Genomic DNA, 19,641 nt, shown 5'->3' on the forward strand with positions numbered 1-19,641 from the left:
CGTTACCCGGCGTCCTTGGAGAGGCGCTCGACCGCCGCGATGAAGGCGTCCCCGCGGGCGGGATAGTTGGCGAACATGTCGAAGGACGCCCCGACGGGCGCGAGCAGCACGGTGTCCCCGGGGCGGGCGAGGCCGGAGGCGTGGGCGACGACGCGGTCCATGGCCCCAGTGTCGGTGTCGGGGACGTCCACGACAGGGACATCCGGGGCGTGTCGCGCGAGTGCCTCGGCGATCCGGTGCCGGTCGCGTCCCATCAGCACGGCGCCGCGCAGCCGCCCGGCGCACGAACGCACCAGGTCGTCGACGTCCAGGCCCTTGAGGAGGCCGCCGGCGATCCACACGACGCTCTCGTAGGCGGCGAGGGACGCGGCGGCCGCGTGCGGCTGGGTCGCCTTGGAGTCGTTGACGTAGGCGACGCCCGCGATGTCGGCGACGTGCTGGATGCGGTGCGGGTCGGGGACGAACGCCCGCAGCCCCTCGCGGACGGCCTCGGGCGGCACCCCGAACGCGCGGGCCAGCCCGGCGGCGGCGAGGGCGTTGGCGACGTTGTGCGGGGCGAACGGCCGCACGTCGCCGAGCGCGGCCAGCTCGGCGGCCTGGCTCGCGGGGTCGCCGGTGAAGGCCCGGTCGACCAGCAGCTCCTCCACGACGCCGAGCTCGCCGGGGCGCGGCACCTGGAGGGTGAAGCCGACCCGCCTGGCGACGCCCTCGGCGCGCTCGGCGAGGGCGGCGGAGGTGTCGTCGTCGGCGTTGTAGACGGCGACGCAGCCCGGCGCGAAGATCTTGGCCTTGGCGCCGACGTAGGCGTCCATGGAGCCGTGCCAGTCGAGGTGGTCGGGCGCGACGTTCAGCACCGCGGACGCGTAGGGGGCGACGGAGCTCGACCAGTGCAGCTGGTAGCTCGAAAGCTCCACCGCCAGCACATCATGAGCCTCATGTTCCTTCTGGGGGGGCGACCCCCCAGACCCCCCGGCAAGACCTGTGACCGCCTCGACGATGGGCGTGCCAACATTCCCGACCGCGAGCGCCTTGTGCCCTGCGGCGGTGAGCATGCAGGCCAGCATGCGCACGACGGTGGTCTTGCCGTCCGTCCCGGTGATGGCGAGCCAGGGCGCCGCGCCTTCCGGCCGCAGCCGCCACGCCAGCTCCACCTCGCCGATGATCTCGATCCCGGCCGCGGCGGCCGCGGCGAGCAGCGGCGCGTCCGGCCGCCAGCCCGGCGAGGTCACGACGAGGCCGGTGCCCGCCGGGAGGGACTCGCCGTCGCCGAGCCGGACCGCCACCCCGGACGCCTCCAGCTCGGCGGCGTGCCCGCGCTGCTCCTCGCCGTCGCGGGCGTCCACGACGGTGACGCGGGCGCCGCGCGCGGCCAGGACGCGGGCGGCGGCGCGGCCGGACACGCCGAGCCCGGCCACGCACACGCTCAGGCCGTCCCCGAGCCGGCCGTCCCAGGAGCGCTCGGTCACTTCTTCGGCATCCATTCCAGGTAGAACAGGCCGATGCCGATCGCGACGAACGTCGCGGACATCAGCCAGAAGCGCACGACGATGGTGGTCTCGGCCCAGCCGGACAGCTCGAAGTGGTGCTGCAGCGGCGCCATCTTGAACACGCGTTTCCCGGTCATCTTGAAACCGCCGACCTGGATGATCACCGACAGCGTGATCATCACGATCAGCCCGCACAGGATGGCCAGGAGCAGCTGGGTGCGGGTGAGGATCGCCAAGCCGACCAGCACGCCGCCGAGGGCCAGCGAGCCGGTGTCGCCCATGAAGATCTTCGCGGGCGGGGCGTTCCACCACAGGAACCCGAACACGCCGCCGAGCACGGCCGCGGCGACCACCGCGAGGTCGAGGGGGTCGCGGACGCTGTAGCAGTTGGGGGCCAGGGCGGCGGCGCAGCTGTTGCGCAGCTGCCAGTTGCCGATGATGACGTAGGCGGCCAGCACCATGCCGGCCGGGCCCGCCGCGAGGCCGTCCAGGCCGTCGGTGAGGTTCACGCCGTTGGACATGGCCGCGATGAGCAGCAGCGCCCACACCACGAACAGGTACGGGCCGATCGAGGGGCCGAAGTCGCGCAGGAAGGACAGGTGGGGGTCGGCGGGGGTGACGTCGTAGCCGTTGGGGAAGTTCAGCGACGCGACGGCGAACACGACGCCGACGAGGACGATGCCGATCATCTTGGCGCCGCTGCGCAGGCCGAGGCTGCGCTGCTTGAACACCTTGATGTAGTCGTCCACGAACCCGACGAGGCCGAGGCCCGTCATCAGGAACAGCACGAGGAGGCCCGAGATGGTGGGCGCCTCCCCGGTGAACAGGTGCGCGGCCGCGTAGCCGACGAGCGAGCCGACGATGAAGACCGTCCCGCCCATGGTGGGGGTGCCGCGCTTGTTCAGATGGGCCTCGGGGCCCTCGTCGCGGATCATCTGGCCGTAGCCGAGCCGGTTGACGATGCGGATCCACACCGGCGTGCCGACCATCACGAAGACCAGCGCGATCCCCGCGGCGATGATGATGTTGGTCATCGGCCGTCCTCCGCGAGGATCGCCTCGGCCACCCGTTCCAGGCCGGCCACGCGGGAGCCCTTCACCAGCACGACGTCCCGCGGCGCGAGCCGCTCCCTGAGCACGGTCACCGCCGCGCCGACGTCATCCACCTGTACGCACTCTCCCGTCCATGACGCCACCTGCCCGGCCCCTTCGGCCATCGCCGCCGCGTTCGCGCCGACCACCACGAGCCCGGCGATCCCGCTGCGCGCGACATGCTGCCCGATCCTGGCATGTTCCGCCATGGACGAGTCACCAAGTTCGGCCATCTCGCCCAGGACCGCGTAGGCGCGGCGGCCCCGGGCCAGATGGACCAGCACGTCGATCGCGGCGCGGGTCGAGTCGGGGTTGGCGTTGTAGGCGTCGTTCACCACGGTCACCCCGTCGGCCCGCTCGGTGACCTCCATCCGCCACCGGCTGACCGGCACGGCCGCCGACAGCGCCTCGGCGACCGCCCCGGTACCGAGCCCGGCCGCGCGCGCGGCGGCGGCCGCGGCCAGCGCGTTCGGGACGGCGTGCGCGCCGTGCAGGCGCAGCGCGACCGGCGCCGAGCCCTCCGGCGTGACGAGGGTGAAGCTCGCCCGGCCCTGGTCGTCGAGCGCCTCGTCCTCGGCGCGGACCGCGGCGCCCGGCGAGCGGCCGAACGTGACGACCTCGCCCCGGGTGCGGGACGCCATCGCGCTGACCAGCGGGTCGTCGGCGTTGAGGACGGCGGTCCCGCCCTCCGGCACCGCCTCCACGATCTCGCCCTTGGCCTGGGCGATGTTCTCCCGGCTGCCGAACTCGCCCACGTGCGCGGTGCCGACGTTCAGCACGACGCCGACGTCCGGACGCGCGATCCCGGTCAGGTAGGCGATGTGGCCGATGCGGCGGGCGCCCATCTCCAGGACGAGGTGGCGGGTCTCGGCGTCGGCGCGCAGCACGGTGAGCGGCAGCCCGATCTCGTTGTTGAACGAGCCGGGCGGGTAGACCGTCGGGCCCGCGCCGCTCAGCACCTGCCCGATGAGGTCCTTGGTGGAGGTCTTGCCGGCCGAGCCGGTGACCGCGACGACGGTCACGTCGGGCAGCCGCTCCAGGACGCCCCTGGCGAGCCGTCCGAGCGCCTCCTGGACGTCGTCGACGACCACGCACGCGCCGTCCACCGGGCGCTGGGCGAGCACGCCCGCCGCCCCGGCCGCGAGGGCCCCGGCGGCGTAGTCGTGGCCGTCCACGTGCTCGCCCTTCAGCGCCGCGAACAGCGCCCCGGGCTCCACCGCGCGGGAGTCGATCACCACGGGACCGGTCACCACGGGATCGCCCCCCGCGGGACCGTTCCCCGCGGGGCCGCTCCCCTCCGGGTCCGGCGGCCCGTGCCGGGTCCCTCCCGTGATCTCCGCGATCGTCGACAGCGGAAGTGGGATCACGCCTGCGTCCCGTCCCCTCTTATTCCTTGTGCAGGGCGCCTGAGCGCGTCTGCATGGCGCCGGAGCGCGGCGCGGACGACCTCGCGGTCGTCGAACGGATGCACCTCGCCCGCCACGTTCTGGCCCTGCTCGTGGCCCTTGCCCGCGACGACCACCACGTCGCCGCGGCGGGCGCGGCCGACGGCCAGGTCGATCGCGGCGGCGCGGTCGGGCTCCACGACGATGTGCGCGCGCTCCGGCTGCGGCACCTTGAGCCCGCCCTCGACCATAGCGGCAAGGATCGCGAGTGGATCTTCCGACCTCGGGTTGTCGTTGGTGAAATACGCCATGTCGGCCAGCCGCGCGGCGGCCTCGCCCATGAGCGGGCGCTTGCCGCGGTCGCGGTCGCCGCCGCACCCGAGCACCACCGTGAGGTCGCCCTCGGTGACGGGCCGCAGCGCGTTCAGGACCGCCTCGACCGCGCCCGGCTTGTGCGAGTAGTCGACCAGGGTCACGAAGTCCTGGCCCTCGTCGACCCGCTCCAGCCGCCCGGGGACGCCGGGCAGGGACGCGACCCCCCGGACCGCCGCCTGCAGCGGGATGCCCGCCTCGACCAGCGCCACGATCGCGGCGAGGGCGTTGGCGACGTTGAACGGCCCGGCGAGCCGCACCTCGGCGTCGGCCTCGATGCCGAGGGGCCCGACGACGCGGAACACGCTGCCGTCGGCGCCGACGCGCACGTCCTCGGCCCGCCAGTCGGCCGCCGGGTCCCCCGACGGGGAGAACGTCGTCGCGGGCACCGTGGTGATCTCCAGCAGCTCGCGGCCGTAGTGGTCGTCGAGGTTGATCACGCCGATCCGCGAGTACTCGGGCGTGAACAGCCGCGCCTTCGCGAGGAAGTAGTCCTGCATGGTCGGGTGGTAGTCGAGGTGGTCCTGGGACAGGTTCGTGAACACCGCCACCTCGTAGCGGGCGCCGCCTACCCGGCCCTGCACGAGCGCGTGGCTGGACACCTCCATCGCCGCGGCGCCGACGCCGCGCTCGCGCATCATCGCCAGCAGCGCGTGCAGGTCGGTCGCCTCCGGCGTGGTGAGCGCGCTCGGCACCCGGTCGCCGCCCACCCGGATCTCGACGCCGCCGACGAGGCCCGTCTCGATCCCGGCGGCGCGCAGGCCCGCGTCGAGCAGGAACACCGTGGTGGTCTTGCCGCTGGTGCCGGTCACGCCGATGAGGGTGATGTCGCGGCCCGGCTCGCCGTACACCCAGGACGCCGCGTCGCCCAGCCGGGCCCGGACGTCGGGGGTCACCAGGACGGGCAGGCCCGTCGCCGCGGCCCGGTCGTACCCGTCGGGGTCGGTGAGGATCGCCACGGCGCCGGCGTCCGCGGCCTGGGCGGAGAACTGGGCGCCGTGGGCGCGGGCGCCGGGCAGGGCCGCGTAGATGTCGCCCGGCATGACGGCGCGCGAGTCGTGCGTGATGCCCGTGGCGGAGACGCCGTCCCAGGGGCTCCCGCCGCCCCGTCCGTCCGGCCCGTCCTGTCCGATTCCGAGAAGCGCCGCGAGTCCGCTCAGCGGACGAGCCGGGTTGGTGGTGGGACGCATGGCGTTTCTTTCGTTGCGGACGGTTCGGGACTGGTGGGACACGGGTGGTGGACTCACAGGCGAGGAGGGTACTCGCTGCGATCAGTCTCGGGCGCGGATCTCGATGATCGGCGGCCTGCTCCCCGTCGGCGGGATCTTCTCGGACTGAAGCGCGAAGCTCATCACGTCCTTGAAGACCGGTGCCGCCGCATCGCCACCATAGTGGCTCCCCCGCTTCGGGTCCCGCAGGACGACCTGCACGACCAGCCGCGGGTCGTCCGCGGGCGCGAACCCGGCGAACGAGGCGGTGTAGCCGCCGCCGTCGTAGCAGCCGCAGCGCGGGTTGACGTTCTCGGCGGTGCCGGTCTTGCCCGCGACGCGGTAGCCCTTGATCTGCGCCTTGGGGGCGGTGCCCTCGTTCGTGGTGACGCCCTCCAGCATGTCGCTGATCTGCCGGGCCGTCTTCGCGCTGATGACCTGCCTGCGCTCCGGCGCGGGCGCGGGGGTGAACTTGTCGTGCTCCCCCACGGTGCCCGCGACGAGGGTGGGCGCGACGCGGACGCCGCCGTTGGCGATCGTCGAGTAGACGCTCGCCATCTGCACCGCGTTCACCGAGACCGTCTGGCCGAACGCGATCGGGTACCGGTCGGTGCCCGACCACTTGGCCGGCGGCTCCAGTTGGCCGGCCGTCTCACCCGGGAGGGGCAGGCCGGTCCGCTGCCCGAAGCCGAAGTCGCGCAGCGTCTGGTAGAGCTGCTCCTCGCTGATGCTCTCGCTCGCCATGATGGTGCCGACGTTGCTGGACTTGGCGAGCACGCCGGCGAACGTGAGCGGCTCCGGCGCGTGGTCGTGCGAGTCGTGGAACACCACGTCCCACTTCTTGATCCTGTCGGGGACGGTGTAGGGCGTCTTCGGGGTGACGCCGCCGTGCTCCATGACGGCCGCCGCGGTGATGACCTTGCCGGTGCTGCCCGGCTCGTAGGCGTCCTGCACCAGGGGGCTGCCCCAGCGGGACCGGTCGGAGTCGGCGTAGTCGTTCGGGTCGAAACCGGGCGCGGACGCCATCGCCAGGAGCCGGCCGGTGCGCGGGTCCATGACGATCACGGTGCCGCTCTTGGCCCGGGTCGCCCTGACCTGCTGCTCGATCGCCTGCTGCGCCTTGAACTGCAGGTCGCGCTGCAGCGTCAGGCGGACCCCGCGGCCCGGCACCGACGGGCGCTTCTGGTCCTCGCCCATGGGGATGTGCTGGCCCTCGGGGCTGATCTCCACCCGCTGCCAGCCCGCCTTGCCGGCGAGCACGTCGTTCAGCGAGCTCTCCAGTCCGGCGGCCCCCCGCCCCGTGTCGTTCACGAAACCTATGACGCCGGCGGCCAGCGAATCGTTGGGATATTCCCGGCGGTATTCCGGCAAAGTGCCGATGCCGAGGAAGTTCCACGAGCTGACCAGCCGCGCCTGGTCGGGGCGGACCCCGTGCGCGAGGTACACGAACCTGGTGTCGGGCTTGCTGATCTGCTTCAGCAGCGTCGCGGGGTTGAGCCCGAGCGTCGGGGCCAGCGCGTTGACGATCGGCTGCCGCTTCTCCGGCTTGATGAGGGAGGGGTCCGCGAAGATCGCGCGGGCCTCCACCGTCATGGCGAGCGGGTTGCCCTGCGCGTCGGTGATGTCGCCGCGGACGGCGGGCAGCGTGATCTCCCGCATCCGCTGGAGCATCGCCTGCTGGGTGTACTCGTCCGACTCGATCGTCTGGAGCTGGACGAGCCGCCCGGCGAACAGCGACAGCACGAAGGCGACGACGAGGAGCCCGACGTTGAGCCGCTTGAGCGGGTCGCGCCGGTGGAACGGCACCCGGGGCCGCGGCGGGCGGCCGGGCGGCGGGCGCCGTCCGGAGCCGCCGCCGGGGCGCGGGCCGCGGGGGCCGTCGCTCTTCGGCCGCGCGCCCTGGGGGCTGCGGGTCGTGCGGGCCGCGCGGCCCTCCCCGGCCGCTCCCCTGGCGGGCGTCTTCTTCCGTGCGGGGCGCTTGGTGGACGTCGCGGCCCCTGCCGTCCGCTCGCTCCCCTTCTCCTTACGCGCGGGTTCCTTACGCGCGGGTTCCTTGCGAGCGGTCTCCTTGCGCGGGGTCTCCTTGCGGGGGCCGGGGACCATGCCGCTGCGCGCGGGACGGCGGGCGCCGCCGCCCTTCGCGCCCGGCCGCCCCGAGCCGTCCGCCCGTCCCGAGGGCGGGCGCGGCGTGCTCCCGGTCTGACGCCCGGACGCGCGCGCCGCGCCCGGGCCGCTCTTGTCGTCGCGCCCGGCCGCGCCGCGGGGGCCGCGCCCGTCCGGGCCGCGCCCGCGGCCGGGGGGCGGCCCGCCGCTGCCGCGTCCCGGGCCCTTCGTCACCGCGCCACCCGCTCCCCGCCGTCGCCGCGCCCGCTCACGGCGCCCCGTGCCCGGTGCGCGCCCCGTTCCCGGTCCGCGTTCCGTTCCCGGCCCGCGTTCCGTGGCCGTTGCGGGTTCCCGTGGTCTTGGGAGGCGCCGCGCCGTCGCCGGGCACCACGGTGCCGGGCACGCCGAGGACCCCGGCCGCGCCGGCCGACGCCGCGGCCGCCTGCGGGACGGGGCGGATCGTGCCGCCGGGCCCGCCGGGCTCGGTGGAGAAGAAGGCCGGGTTCTCGCCCTGCTTCATGCCGAGGCCCTCGGCCTTGTTCGACAGCTGCTGCGGGGAGCCCTCGCGGGCGATCTCCTCCTCGTAGGCCTGGCGCTGCTGCTCCAGCTGCTTGTTGCTCTGCTGGAGCCGCGTCAGCGTGAACGCGTCCTTGGCGAGGACGGTGTTGAGCAGCAGCAGGCTGACCAGCGCGCCGCCGAGCAGCCCGACGATGAGCAGGACGAACGGCGCGCGCGGCGCGGCCTGCCCGGAGCGACGCGACGCGGCCGTGCTCGTGCTCCGCGCGACGTCCGCGCTCTTCGCGACCTTGGTCTTGGCGGCCTTGGTGCTCTTCGCGGGCGCGGTCTTCGTCCGCGTCTTCACCGCCGTCGCGCCGGCGGGTGCGGGCTTCGCGGCCGCGGCACCGGCGGCCCCGCCGTTCGACGGGTTCCGCGGCGACGCGCCGGCGCGCGAGCCCTTGGCGGGCGCGGGCGCGGCCGGGACGGCGGCGCCGTCCAGGCGGTCCGCGGCCCTCTTCTTCGGCGCCCTGGTCGGCGGCCGCCTGCTCGTCGTGGTCATGTCGCCTCCCGGACCCGCTCCGCGGCGCGCATCCGCACCGATCCGGCCCGTGGGTTGGTCGTTGTCTCCTCGTCGGACGCCAGTTCCGCCCCGCGCGTCAGGAGCCGGAACCTCGGCTCGTGCTCGGGCAGCGGGACCGGCAGGTCCGGCGGGGTGGTGTCGGCCGCCTGGGCGGCGAGGACCTGCTTGGTGATGCGGTCCTCGAGCGAGTGGTAGGACAGGACGACGACCCGGCCGCCGACCGGGAGCGCGTCCAGGGCGGCGGGCAGCGCCCGGCGCCAGGTGTCGAGCTCGCCGTTCACCTCGATGCGCAGCGCCTGGAAGGTGCGCTTGGCGGGGTTGCCGCCGGTGCGGCGGGTCGCGGCGGGGATGGAGGTGCGCACCAGGTCGGCGAGGCGCCGGGTCGACTCCAGCGGGGCGCGCTCGCGCTCCCGGACGATCGCGGCGGCAATGCGCTGGGCGAACCGCTCCTCGCCGTACTCGCGCAGGATGCGGGCGAGCTCGGCGGGCGGGTAGCCGTTGACGACCTCCGCCGCGGTGAGGCTCTGGGTGCGGTCCATCCGCATGTCGAGGGGGGCGTCGTAGGAGTAGGCGAAGCCGCGGTCGGCCTCGTCGAGCTGCGGGGAGGACACGCCGAGGTCGAACAGGACGGCGTCGACTGCCGGGACTCCGAGCCGTCGCAGCACCGCGGGGATCTCGTCGTAGACGGCGTGCTCCAGCGCCACGCGGTCGCCGAACGGGGCGAGCCTGCGCGCGGACCGCTCCAGCGCCGTGGTGTCGCGGTCGAGGCCGATGAGGCGCAGCGACGGGACGGCGCGCAGCATCGCCTCGGCGTGGCCGCCCATGCCGAGCGTGGCGTCGAGGTAGACGGGGGCGCGGCCGGCGACGGCCTCGGCTGCGGGGACGAGAAGTTCGAGGACGCGGTCGAGCATGACCGGCACGTGGCCGCTGTCGGCCCCCCGGTCCTGCGCCGCGTCGTTCTCCGCCGCGTCATTCCCCGCGGCGTCTTTTCCAGGGGCGGCCTTTCCCGCCGCACCATTCCCAGCCGGGCCGTTTCCGGCGGCGTCATTTCCGGCGGCGCCGTTTCCCGCCGCGTCGTTCCCCACGCTGTGGTTCCCCGCGGCGCTGTTCCCCGCAAGGCGGTCGTCACCGTCGTGGTTCCCGGAGTCCTCGCGGCCCCCCGTGCCCCTGTGCGCGTCCATGCTTCACCCCCTGTACTGCCACCTCGCTCGCGGACTGTGTGGCATCGCCGGACCGGACCGTTCCGCGCCCCCGGCGGCGGCCTCGCCCGGCCAGGTCCCCATCCGCTGCCCTAGAGGAAGATCACCGCGTTGCCCGCGGGGGGTCGCCGTCTGGCACCGGGGAAGCTGCGCCAGCTGGCTGGAGAGCGGCTGGAGACCTGGCCGAACGTGGGCCAGTGCCGGTCATCGGACCGACGAGTCGCATGTCAGAGAATCCCTGGCAACACCTCCTCCGAGACGTCGGAGAAGGTCTGCTCCTCCTGCTCCAGGTAGGTCTCCCAGGCCTGGGTGTCCCAGATCTCCAGACGCGTGTTGGCCCCGATGACCGTGCAGTCGCGGGTGAGCCCCGCGTACTTGCGCAGCGGCGGCGGAATCGTGACGCGGCCCTGCTTGTCGGGGACCTCGTCGGAGGCGCTGGCGAAGAAGACCCGGCTGTAGCTCCGGACCGCCTTCTCGGTGACCGGCGCGGCACGCAGAGCCTCGGTTATCCGCTGGAACTCCGCCATGGGGAAGACGTACAGGCAGCGTTCCTGGCCCTTCGTGATCACCAATCCCCCCGACAGCTCCTCGCGGTACTTCGCCGGCAGGAACAGTCGTCCCTTGTCGTCGAGGCGCGGCGAGTGAGTGCCGAGAAACACCGGCCCCACCTCCCGCGCCGCATGGGGCGCTACTGCCCCCCACGGCGCCCCACTCTACTCCACTCTTCCCCACCGTCAACAAGAAAAACGCCGTCCACGCGCCGTTCTTCGCGACGAAACCGCAGGTCAACGAGGGTGGTGTGGAGTGGGGCCCAGCGGCGCCCCCTGCGCGCGCCGCCGCGGCGCGGGACGGTCCGAAGCCCTCTCGCGCGGGGGCGCGAGAGGGTTCGGAGGGGCGGGGTGGAGTGAAGTGGTGCGTTGCGCGCGTCGTTTGCCGCCGTCCACGTAGAGCACAATTGGCTCGCGTTCCACATGAACATCGCAGTGGGCGTTCCGACGACGTACTGTCGTTTGGAACGGCTGAGGAGGGTTTGGTGGCAGTAGGCACGCACGGCGAGTCGTTCATGGAGACCGACCCACCGGCATCCCGCCCTGCCCGGCGCGGCGGCGGTCGCGACGCGGCGGGAGGCGGGCTCGACGGGCTCGCCCAGGTCGCGAACAAGATCCGGGACGCCGTGGAGTCGGTGATCGAGGGCAAGCCCTCGGCGGTGCGGCTCGCGCTGACGGTGCTGCTGGCCGAGGGGCACCTGCTCATCGAGGACGTGCCCGGGGTCGGCAAGACGATGCTCGCCAAGGCGCTCGCGCGCTCGATCGACTGCTCGGTGCGGCGCGTGCAGTTCACGCCCGACCTGCTGCCCAGCGACATCACCGGGGTCAGCGCCTACAACCAGGAACGGCGCGAGTTCGAGTTCAAGCCGGGCCCGGTGTTCGCCAACATCGTGGTCGGCGACGAGATCAACCGGGCGTCCCCGAAGACGCAGTCCGCGCTGCTGGAGTGCATGGAGGAGCGCCAGGTCACGGTCGACGGCACGACCTACGAGCTGGAGCCCCCGTTCATGGTGATCTCCACGCAGAACCCCGTGGAGATGGAGGGGACCTATCCCCTGCCGGAGGCGCAGCGCGACCGGTTCACCGCCCGCATCTCGATGGGCTACCCCGACCCGGCGGCCGAGTTGGAGATGCTCGACACGCACGGCGAGACTTCGCCGCTCGACCGGCTCACCCCGGTCGCGCACGCCGCCGACGTCCGCGACCTGATCGAGGTGGTGCGGGGCCAGCACGTCGCGCCGGCGGTGCGGCAGTACGCGATCGACCTCGTCTCCGCCACCCGCAGGCATCCGGAGCTGCGGCTCGGCGCCTCCCCGCGGGCCACCCTCCACCTGGTGCGGGCCGCGCGGGCGTACGCCGCGCTCGACGACCGCGACTACGTCGTCCCCGACGACATCCAGGACCTCGCCGTCCCCGTCCTCGCGCACCGGCTGCTGCCGACCGCCGAGGCGCAGGTCGAGCGCCGCCGTCCCGAGCAGGTGGTCGCCGACCTGGTGAAGCGGCTGCCGGTGCCCTCCCCCGGCAGGTGACCGGTGCGACGGGCGCTGGCCGGCCTCACCACTCGCGGGCGGTCGTTCGTGGCCGCGGGGGCGACCGCGATCGCCTGCGCGGTCGCGCTGGGCGAGCGCGACCTGCTGCGCGCCGGGGTGCTCGTCCTGGCGCTGCCGCTGCTGTGCACGATCGCGGTGGCGCGGACGCGCTACCGGCTGGCGTGCGCGCGGCGGCTGGAGCCCGCGCGGCTGCCGGTCGGCCACGAGTCCCGCGTCGACCTGCGGCTGGAGAACGTGTCGCGGCTGCCGAGCGGGCTGCTGATGGTGGAGGACCGGGTGCCCTACGCGCTCGGCGGGCGGGCGCGGTTCGTGCTGGAGCGGATCGAGCCGCAGGCGTTCCGTGAGCTCGGCTACCGGATCCGCTCGGACGTGCGCGGGCGCTTCCGGGTGGGGCCGCTGACCGTCCGGCTCGCCGACCCGTTCGGGATGGTGGAGCTGGTCCGCTCGTTCAGCCTGTCCGACACGCTCACGGTGACGCCGGCGATCGTGCCGCTGCCGCCGGGCCGGCTGTCGGGCGCGTGGACGGGCGGCGGCGACAGCGTGGCCCGCGCGGTCTCCGCGGCGGGCGAGGACGACGTCGCCCCGCGCGAGTACCGGCACGGCGACGACCTGCGCCGCGTGCACTGGCGGTCCACCGCCCGGCACGGGGAGCTGATGGTGCGCCGCGAGGAGCAGCACTTCCAGAGCAGCGGCACGCTGTTCCTCGACACCCGCCGCTCCGCGCACTGGGGCGACGGGCCGAGCGGCTCGTTCGAGCAGGCCGTCTCGGCGACCGCGTCGATCGGCGTCCACCTCGTCCGCACGGGGATGAGCCTGCGGTACGTGACCGACGGCGGCGAGGTGCTTCCGGCGGGGCCGTCCGAGGGCGCGTTCGAGGGGCTGCTGCTCGACGCGCTGGCGGTGGTGCGCCGGTCCAAGGGCGGCTCGCTGACGGCGGGGCTGGCCGCGCTGCGCGGTCGCGGCGGGAGCCGGGAGGGCGACGGCCTGGTCGTCGGGGTCTTCGGAACTCTGTCGGACGACGAGGCCCGCGTGGTCTCCGCGGCCCGGCGCGGTACCGGCACGTGCGTCGCGGTGCTCATCGAGAGCGGCCCCGGCGGATCGCCGCAGGACGGCGAGACGGGCGACGGGGCCGGCGGCGGAACCGTCGGCGGGACGGCCGCGGGCCTGCTGCGCGCGGGCGGCTGGCGGGTGCTGACCGTCCGGTCCGCGGCGGACCTGGCCGGGGCGTGGGCGCAGGCGGGCAAGGCGGGCGAGGACTTCGTCAGGGGCGGCGCATGAGCAGGGGCGGCGCCGGGCTCGGGCTCAGCGCGTGAGCGGCGCGGCGCACGGGCGGCGGCAGGTGCATGAGCAGGGGAAGCGCATGGACGAGGGCGGCGCATGAGGGTCCGGATGACGGTGATGGCCGGGCTGGCGACGCTCGCCGGCTCGATCGGGCTGTACCCGCTGTTCGAGAAGGCGGGCTGGTTCTGGGCGGGTGTCGGCGCGGTGCTGGCCGTGTCCGGCGGCGGGCTGCTGTCGCGGCGCCTGCGCACGCCCGCGCCGGTCGGGCTGCTGTTCGGCCTGGCGGCGCTGGTGCTGTACCTCAACATGGCCTTCGCCGGCGGCGAGGCGTGGCTCGGGGTCGTCCCGTCGCCGGAGTCGGTGCGGCACCTCGGCGAACTGGCGGACGAGGGCTGGCGGGCGGCCAACCGGTACGCGGCGCCCGTCCCGCTCGTCCCCGGCATCGCGATGCTGGCCGCCGCGGGCATCGGCCTGGTCGCCGTCCTGGTGGACCTGCTGGCCGTGCGGCTGCGCCGCGCCGCGCCCGCCGGGCTGCCGCTGCTCGCCATGTACAGCGTGCCCGCGGCGATCCGCGAGGACGGCGTCGGCTGGCCGGCCTTCGGCATCGGCGCGTTCGGCTTCCTCGCCCTGCTCATGGCCGACGCCCGAGAGCAGGTCGGCGGCTGGGGGCGGATCGTGGCGACGCGCCGCAGCCCGCGGGACGTGCCGCTGGCGGGCGCGCAGCCGCCGCCCGGTGACCCCGACCACCGGCCCGACGCCTCGGCGCTCGCGGCGAGCGGCCGCCGGATCGCGGCCGGCACGGTCGCCGTCGCCGTGCTGCTGCCGGCCGCGGTGCCCGGCCTGCACCCGCGCGGCGTGTTCGGCATGGGCGGCGGCTCCGGTCCGGGCACGCAGACCGTGACGACGCCCGACCCGCTGGTCAGCCTGAAGCGGGAACTGACCCGGCTGGACGACTCGACCGTCCTCACCTACCGCAGCGACGCCCCCGAGAGCCCCGGCTACCTGCGCCTCTACGCCCTCGACCGGTTCGACGGCGACCGGTGGACCTACAGCCCGCTGAAGAGCAGTTCCAAGGACCGGGTGAGCGGCGACCGCACCCTCCCCCCGCCGCCGGGGCTGACCGTCGCGCCCTCGCGCGAGGTGACGACCGAGGTGCGGGTGCGGCCCGAGGTCAGGAACATGACGTTCCTGCCGGTGCCGTACGCCCCGACCAAGGTGTCGATCAAGGGCGACTGGCGGGTGCACGGCCAGTCGCTGATGATCTACTCACTGCGCGACTCGGCGAGCGGGCGCTCCTACACCGTCAAGAGCATGCTCCCCGAGCCCACCTCCGGGCAGCTCGCCGCCGCGGGGCCCTACCCGCCCGACATCGTCGCGCACTACACGGCGGTGCCCAAGAACGTCCCGCCGCAGGTCAGGAAGCTCGCCGCGGACGTCACCGCCGGGTCGGCGACCGCGCTCGGCCAGGCGGTGCGGCTGCAGCGCTGGTTCACCATGAGCGGCGGGTTCACCTACGACCTGTCCGCCCCCGCGCCGCAGCACGGCAGCGACCTCGTCGACTTCCTGCTGCACAGCAAGCGCGGCTACTGCGAGCAGTTCGCCGCCTCGATGGCGCTGATGGCGCGGATCCTCGGCATCCCGTCCCGGGTGGCGATGGGGTACACGCCGGGCAGCGAGGTCAAGCCCGGCGAGTGGGTGGTGCGGTCGCGCGACGCGCACGCCTGGCCCGAGCTGTACTTCGAGGGCTCGGGATGGGTGCGCTTCGAGCCCACGCCGAGCGGCGCGGGCGGGCAGGGCACCGCCCTCGCCCCCGTCTACAGCCAGCCCGCGAGCAGCACCGGCGGCAGTCCGGAGGAGCAGACCACGCGGGCGCCGGATTCCTCGTCCCCGGAGGAGGGCTCGACCGCCGCGTCCACCGGCCCGCGGCACCGCAACGACGAGGGCCCGGCCGGCGCGACCGGCGCGCAGGAGGAGGGCGACGACGGGTTCTCCGCGGCGCCGTGGGTCGCCGGCGCCCTGCTGGTCGTGCTGCTGATGACCGTGCCGATGGTGCTGCGCAGGCTCGTCCGGTGGCGCCGGTGGGCGGCGCTGACCACCTCGTCCGCCCCGCCGCCGGCGCCCGCGCGAAAGGCCGGGGCGTCGGATCCGGTGGGGAAGGCGGAACCCGCGCGGCGAACGCGGGCACGCGGTCAGGTCGCCGCTGCGGAGCCGGGAACGCGGACGCCCGATCCGGCCGGGGTGGCGCACGCCGCATGGCAGGAGATGTGCGCGGACGCTCTCGACCACGGGCTGGAATGGCGGGCCAGCGAATCCCCCCGGGCGGCCGCACGGCGGCTCGGCGAGCTGCTGGAGATGGACGCGCCGAGCACGCAGGCCCTGACCCGGATCGCCCGCGCCGAGGAGCTGGCGCGCTACTCGCGGACCCGCTCCTACGAGCCGCCCGAGCGGCTGCGCGCCGACGTCCGGACCGTCCGGGAGGCGTTCGCCGCGTCCGTGGGTCGCCGGGCCCGGTGGCGGGCCCGCCTGCTGCCGCCGTCCACGGTGGCGCAGACCCGCGCCGCGCTCCGCACCGCGGGAGACCGCGCCCTCGACGCCACCGCCCGCCTGAACGACCTGACGACCCGCCTGAACGACCTGCCCGCCCGCCTCCGCCGCAGGTAGACGCGCGAGGAGCGGGGGTCAGGCGGGGCGGGCCGCTCGCCGCTCGGTGAACGCGCGCGCCTTCGCGCGGTTGCCGCACACCCGCATCGAGCACCACCGCCGGGACGCGTTCCTGGAGGAGTCCCAGAAGACCCAGGCGCAGTCGTGTGCCGGGCAGCGCCGCACCCGCGGCCAGTCGCCCCGGACCGAAGCGGCGAAGTAGGCGGCGGCGATCCGGCCCAGGGCCTCGGAGAAGGGCCCGCCGCTCGCGGCGAGGTACGGCCGGTTCTTCGCCGCGTCCGCATCGGCCGGAAGGCGCAAGGTGAGGGTGAGGGCGGCCAGGACCTCCTGGGCGGCCTTCACGTCCTCGGCGTCGACGGGTTCGCCGTTGTTCGCGAGCGCCAGGCTGCGCAGCCCGCGCCTGAGGTCGATCGCCGCCTGGACGTCCGCCGCCGTGACGGACGGCCTTGAGCGGCACAGCCCCTGCTCGACGAGCCAGTCCGCCAGAGCCTCCGGACCGTCGCCGAACACGTCGGTGCCGTCCTCGACGTCGACGGTGTTGAGGAAGTCGACGACGGGTCGCACCTCCGGAGGAAGTTCTCGCATGCCCGCTCCCGATGCTCTCGCTATAACCAGCAAACCCGATCACTGGTTGACGCACAAACTGCTAACCACCTAAGTTCTTCACCGGTTAGTCCACCGGGAACCGAGTACCGCTACCCGCCGGCGATCGAATGGTTGACCAGGCACCTCACCGTGGAGGCCCACTGATGATCTCAATCCTCGCGGCTCCGACGAACCTCGGACTGCGTCCACCCCAGAAGTCCGGCGTCCCGGGGTGCGCCAAGGCGCCGGAGGCGCTGCGCGAAGCCGGGCTGCACACCCGGCTCCTGCGCGACGGCGCCGAGGACGCCGGTGTCGTCATCGCGGGGAGGTACGTCGACGACCTGGTCCCCGGCTCGGGCCGAGTACGCAACCAGGACGCTCTCATCGACCACGCGATGCGGCTGGCCGGGCGGATCGGCGCGATCGTCGACCGGGGACGCGCTCCACTGGTCCTCGGCGGCGACTGCAGCCTCCTCGTCGGCGCCGGAGTCGCGCTCGCCCGCAGGGGCCGCTACGGCCTCGTCCACATCGACGGGCACACCGACTTCCGCCACCCCGGCAACTCTGACCAGTGCGCGAGTGTGGCCGGTGAGGACCTCGCCGCCGCGATCGGCCTGCACTGGGCGGCGGTGTCCGACATCGAGGGCCTGTCCCCCTACTTCGCCCCGGCGGACGTCGTCCACGTCGGCTGCCGCGATGACGACGACGCGCTCACCGAAGTACGGGAGGTCCTGGCCGGCGTGGTGCCCGCAAGCCAGTGGATCAGCGACCCGCCGGGCGCGCTCGCCCAGATCCGGGAGGCCGTCGCCGCCGACGGCCTCGACGGCTTCTGGCTGCACGTCGACATCGACGTCCTCGACCCGGCCCACATGCCCGCCGTCGACAGCCCCGCCCCCGGCGGAGTCGACCCCCGGCAACTGACCGCGCTGCTCAGCGAGCTGGCCGCCGACGCGATCGGCGCCGACGTCTGCATCTTCGACCCCGACCTCGACGCCGGCGGCGGGTACGCACGGCTCGTGGCCGACACGATCGCCGACGGCCTCGGCCGCCTCGGCGCTCGCAAGGCCTGATCTCCCGGGGCACGAGCAGGGCGGCTTTCACCCGCGGGGCCGGACACACGTTCGTCCCGGCCCCGTGGGAGCACCCACGCACGGCCGGGACGAGTCGCTGAGAAGCTAGTGCCTAAGTCACTCTGGGGGACGCCCCCAGACGCCGCTCAGTCGCCTTCGGTGCGGCGGCGCCAGCGTTCCTCCATGCGCTCCATGAAGCCCGCCTTGGCGGGGCGCGGCTGGCGGCCGCCGCCCCGGGCGGGCTCGTTGCCGATGCCGGTCATCCGCTTCCAGCTCGTCAGCGCCCAGACGCAGCACACGACCATCAGCAGGAACCCCGTCACGCTGATCGCGATGGTGACGGTGCCCTCGTTGATCACGAGACCGGCCATCAGCGCGCCCACGCCCACCACGAAGCCGAGCGCGGCCTTGACGATCCGGCGCTTGTAATGGACCTGGGGGTTGGTCGAGCGAACCGCGTGAGCGAACTTGGGATCCTCGGCGTACAACGCCGATTCGATCTGTTCGAGCATGCGCTGCTCGTGCTCAGAGAGCGGCACGGCACCTCCCAGCGACAGCTCCGCGACGGAGTATCCGATGCGGGACGCGAACGTCAACGGTGATATGCCCAGAATACGAGGACTCTCGAGCGTACGAAAGCGAACGGCCCCCCGAGGACCCGGAGCCGGTCACCCCACAGCCTTCTTTCATTGTCTTCCGTCCCTGCCGTCCCGTGCGTCACCCTCCGCCGCACGCCGGACGAGCGCGGCGGGGCGCACCGCGCCGCGGCCGAACCGGTGCGCGACCTGGTCCATGGCTCGCTCGGCCTCACGCCAGCCGCTGTCGGGCTCGTCGAGGGCGAGCTGACGGGGGGCCTCGCCGGCGGGGCCCAGGTTCTCCACCCGCACCCCGACCAGACGGAGTCGTACCCGTTCCAGGCCCGCCGCCTCGTACAGCTCGCGGGCTGTGACATAGATCACACGTGCGAGATCGGTGGGCTCGGCCAGCGTGCGCGCCCGAGTGATCGTCTTGAAGTCGGCCATCCGTAGTTTGACGCTGATCGTACGACCGGCGTTCCCGCTCTCGCGCAGCCGCGCGCCGACCTTCTCCGCCAGCCGCAGCAGCTCCCGCCGGATGACCTCGGGGTCGTCGACGTCGGTGTCGAAGGTCTCCTCGGCGCCGATGCTCTTGTCGGGCGTGTGCGGGACGACCTCGCGCGGGTCGCGTCCCCACGCCAGCTCGTGCAGGTGCCTGCCGAGCGCGTTGCCGAGCTCGCGCTGCAACGTGGTGGGGGGCACCTGGGCGAGCTGCCCGACGGTGCGCAGCCCGAGGCGGGTGAGCGCCTGCTCGGTGCGCTCGCCGACGCCCCAGAGGGACGCGACGGGCAGCGGGTGCAGGAAGTCGACGACGCCGTCGGCGGGCACCACGAGCAGCCCGTCGGGCTTGCACCGCGTCGAGGCGAGCTTCGCGACGAACTTGGTGTTCGCGACGCCGACCGAGCAGGTGATGCCCTGCTGGTCGCGGACCTGGTCGCGGATGAGCTGCGCGATCGCCGCGGGACGGCCCAGCCGCCGCCGGGCGCCCGCCACGTCCAGGAAGGCCTCGTCCAGCGACAGGCCCTCGACCAGCGGCGTGACGGAACGGAAGATCTCGAAGACCGCGGCCGACACGCGGGAGTACTTGCCGTGGCTCACCGGCAGCACCACCGCCTGCGGGCACAGCCGCCGCGCCCGCGTCATCGGCATCGCCGAGTGCACGCCGAACCGCCGGGCCTCGTAGGAGGCCGCGGACACCACGCCGCGCGGCCCGGCGCCGCCCACGACGACCGGGCGCCCGCGCAGCTCGGGCCGGTCGAGCAGCTCGACGCTGACGAAGAAGGCGTCCATGTCGACGTGCAGGATGGAGCAGCCGGTGTCGTCGGCGGGCGGGCCGGGCTGCGGCCCCGGCCGGTGCAGCTGCTGCTTGCGGCTCACGGGGACTCCTCGCCCGGCCGCCAGGCCGGGCGCGGGCCGCGCCGCCGTGCCGTCCGGTCCGCCGCGCGCAC

General features: G+C 74.3%; 15 protein-coding genes. 4 read left to right on the forward strand and 11 right to left on the reverse strand.

The window, feature by feature from the left end:
* Window positions 1–2 precede the first annotated feature (2 nt).
* From murD to mraZ, 8 genes are all read right to left on the reverse strand, one after another.
* Window positions 3–1,481, reverse strand: coding sequence for a UDP-N-acetylmuramoyl-L-alanine--D-glutamate ligase (murD, locus tag K4S16_RS03335; RefSeq protein ID WP_149257288.1), 1,479 nt, complete (start codon window positions 1,479–1,481; stop codon window positions 3–5).
* On the reverse strand, window positions 1,463–2,521 hold the full coding sequence (gene mraY / locus K4S16_RS03340) for a phospho-N-acetylmuramoyl-pentapeptide-transferase (protein ID WP_149257289.1): 1,059 nt from the start codon (window positions 2,519–2,521) through the stop codon (window positions 1,463–1,465). The genes murD and mraY overlap by 19 nt, the downstream gene beginning before the upstream one ends.
* Window positions 2,518–3,945 (reverse strand): UDP-N-acetylmuramoyl-tripeptide--D-alanyl-D-alanine ligase, encoded by a 1,428-nt coding sequence (murF, locus tag K4S16_RS03345; protein ID WP_149257290.1) that lies wholly within the window; start codon window positions 3,943–3,945, stop codon window positions 2,518–2,520. The genes mraY and murF overlap by 4 nt, the downstream gene beginning before the upstream one ends.
* A complete protein-coding gene (locus K4S16_RS03350; protein ID WP_149257291.1) occupies window positions 3,942–5,525 on the reverse strand; it encodes a UDP-N-acetylmuramoyl-L-alanyl-D-glutamate--2,6-diaminopimelate ligase in 1,584 nt (527 codons plus the stop codon). Before K4S16_RS03350 ends, murF begins: the two co-directional genes overlap by 4 nt.
* A gap of 81 nt (window positions 5,526–5,606) precedes the next feature.
* A complete protein-coding gene (locus K4S16_RS03355; RefSeq protein ID WP_235036538.1) occupies window positions 5,607–7,880 on the reverse strand; it encodes a penicillin-binding protein 2 in 2,274 nt (757 codons plus the stop codon).
* Window positions 7,881–7,914: 34 nt separating this feature from the next.
* The gene (locus K4S16_RS03360; RefSeq protein WP_149257292.1) at window positions 7,915–8,703 is read right to left on the reverse strand and encodes a hypothetical protein; all 789 of its coding nucleotides are present in this window, start codon (window positions 8,701–8,703) and stop codon (window positions 7,915–7,917) included.
* Window positions 8,700–9,905, reverse strand: a complete 1,206-nt coding sequence (gene rsmH, locus K4S16_RS03365; RefSeq protein ID WP_149257293.1) for a 16S rRNA (cytosine(1402)-N(4))-methyltransferase RsmH — start codon at window positions 9,903–9,905, stop codon at window positions 8,700–8,702. The genes K4S16_RS03360 and rsmH overlap by 4 nt, the downstream gene beginning before the upstream one ends.
* 245 nt (window positions 9,906–10,150) lie before the next feature.
* Window positions 10,151–10,582, reverse strand: coding sequence for a division/cell wall cluster transcriptional repressor MraZ (gene mraZ / locus K4S16_RS03370; protein WP_089312308.1), 432 nt, complete (start codon window positions 10,580–10,582; stop codon window positions 10,151–10,153).
* Window positions 10,583–10,986: 404 nt separating this feature from the next.
* Here mraZ and K4S16_RS03375 point away from each other — a divergent pair, with 404 nt between their 5' ends.
* From K4S16_RS03375 to K4S16_RS03385, 3 genes are all read left to right on the forward strand, one after another.
* On the forward strand, window positions 10,987–12,000 hold the full coding sequence (locus K4S16_RS03375; protein WP_149257997.1) for a MoxR family ATPase: 1,014 nt from the start codon (window positions 10,987–10,989) through the stop codon (window positions 11,998–12,000).
* A gap of 3 nt (window positions 12,001–12,003) precedes the next feature.
* Window positions 12,004–13,299, forward strand: coding sequence for a DUF58 domain-containing protein (locus K4S16_RS03380; protein WP_149257294.1), 1,296 nt, complete (start codon window positions 12,004–12,006; stop codon window positions 13,297–13,299).
* Between the two features lie 99 nt (window positions 13,300–13,398).
* Window positions 13,399–15,963: a DUF3488 and transglutaminase-like domain-containing protein gene (locus K4S16_RS03385; protein ID WP_235036540.1), complete on the forward strand. Its 2,565-nt coding sequence runs from the start codon at window positions 13,399–13,401 to the stop codon at window positions 15,961–15,963.
* A gap of 18 nt (window positions 15,964–15,981) precedes the next feature.
* Here the strand turns inward: K4S16_RS03385 and K4S16_RS03390 are convergent, their stop codons facing one another.
* Entirely contained in the window at window positions 15,982–16,548 is a 567-nt protein-coding gene (locus K4S16_RS03390) for a CGNR zinc finger domain-containing protein (RefSeq protein WP_149257295.1), read from the reverse strand.
* 164 nt (window positions 16,549–16,712) lie between these two features.
* Here K4S16_RS03390 and K4S16_RS03395 point away from each other — a divergent pair, with 164 nt between their 5' ends.
* Window positions 16,713–17,618: an arginase family protein gene (locus K4S16_RS03395; RefSeq protein WP_149257296.1), complete on the forward strand. Its 906-nt coding sequence runs from the start codon at window positions 16,713–16,715 to the stop codon at window positions 17,616–17,618.
* Window positions 17,619–17,764: 146 nt separating this feature from the next.
* On the opposite strand, the gene K4S16_RS03400 is transcribed toward K4S16_RS03395, so the two are convergent.
* Both K4S16_RS03400 and K4S16_RS03405 read right to left on the reverse strand, forming a co-directional pair.
* Entirely contained in the window at window positions 17,765–18,157 is a 393-nt protein-coding gene (locus K4S16_RS03400; RefSeq protein ID WP_149257999.1) for a DUF3040 domain-containing protein, read from the reverse strand.
* A gap of 147 nt (window positions 18,158–18,304) precedes the next feature.
* Window positions 18,305–19,570, reverse strand: coding sequence for a DNA polymerase IV (locus tag K4S16_RS03405; protein WP_149257297.1), 1,266 nt, complete (start codon window positions 19,568–19,570; stop codon window positions 18,305–18,307).
* Window positions 19,571–19,641 lie beyond the last annotated feature (71 nt).

The organism is Actinomadura sp. K4S16 (genome assembly GCF_008327685.1).
Lineage (GTDB): Bacteria > Actinomycetota > Actinomycetes > Streptosporangiales > Streptosporangiaceae > Spirillospora.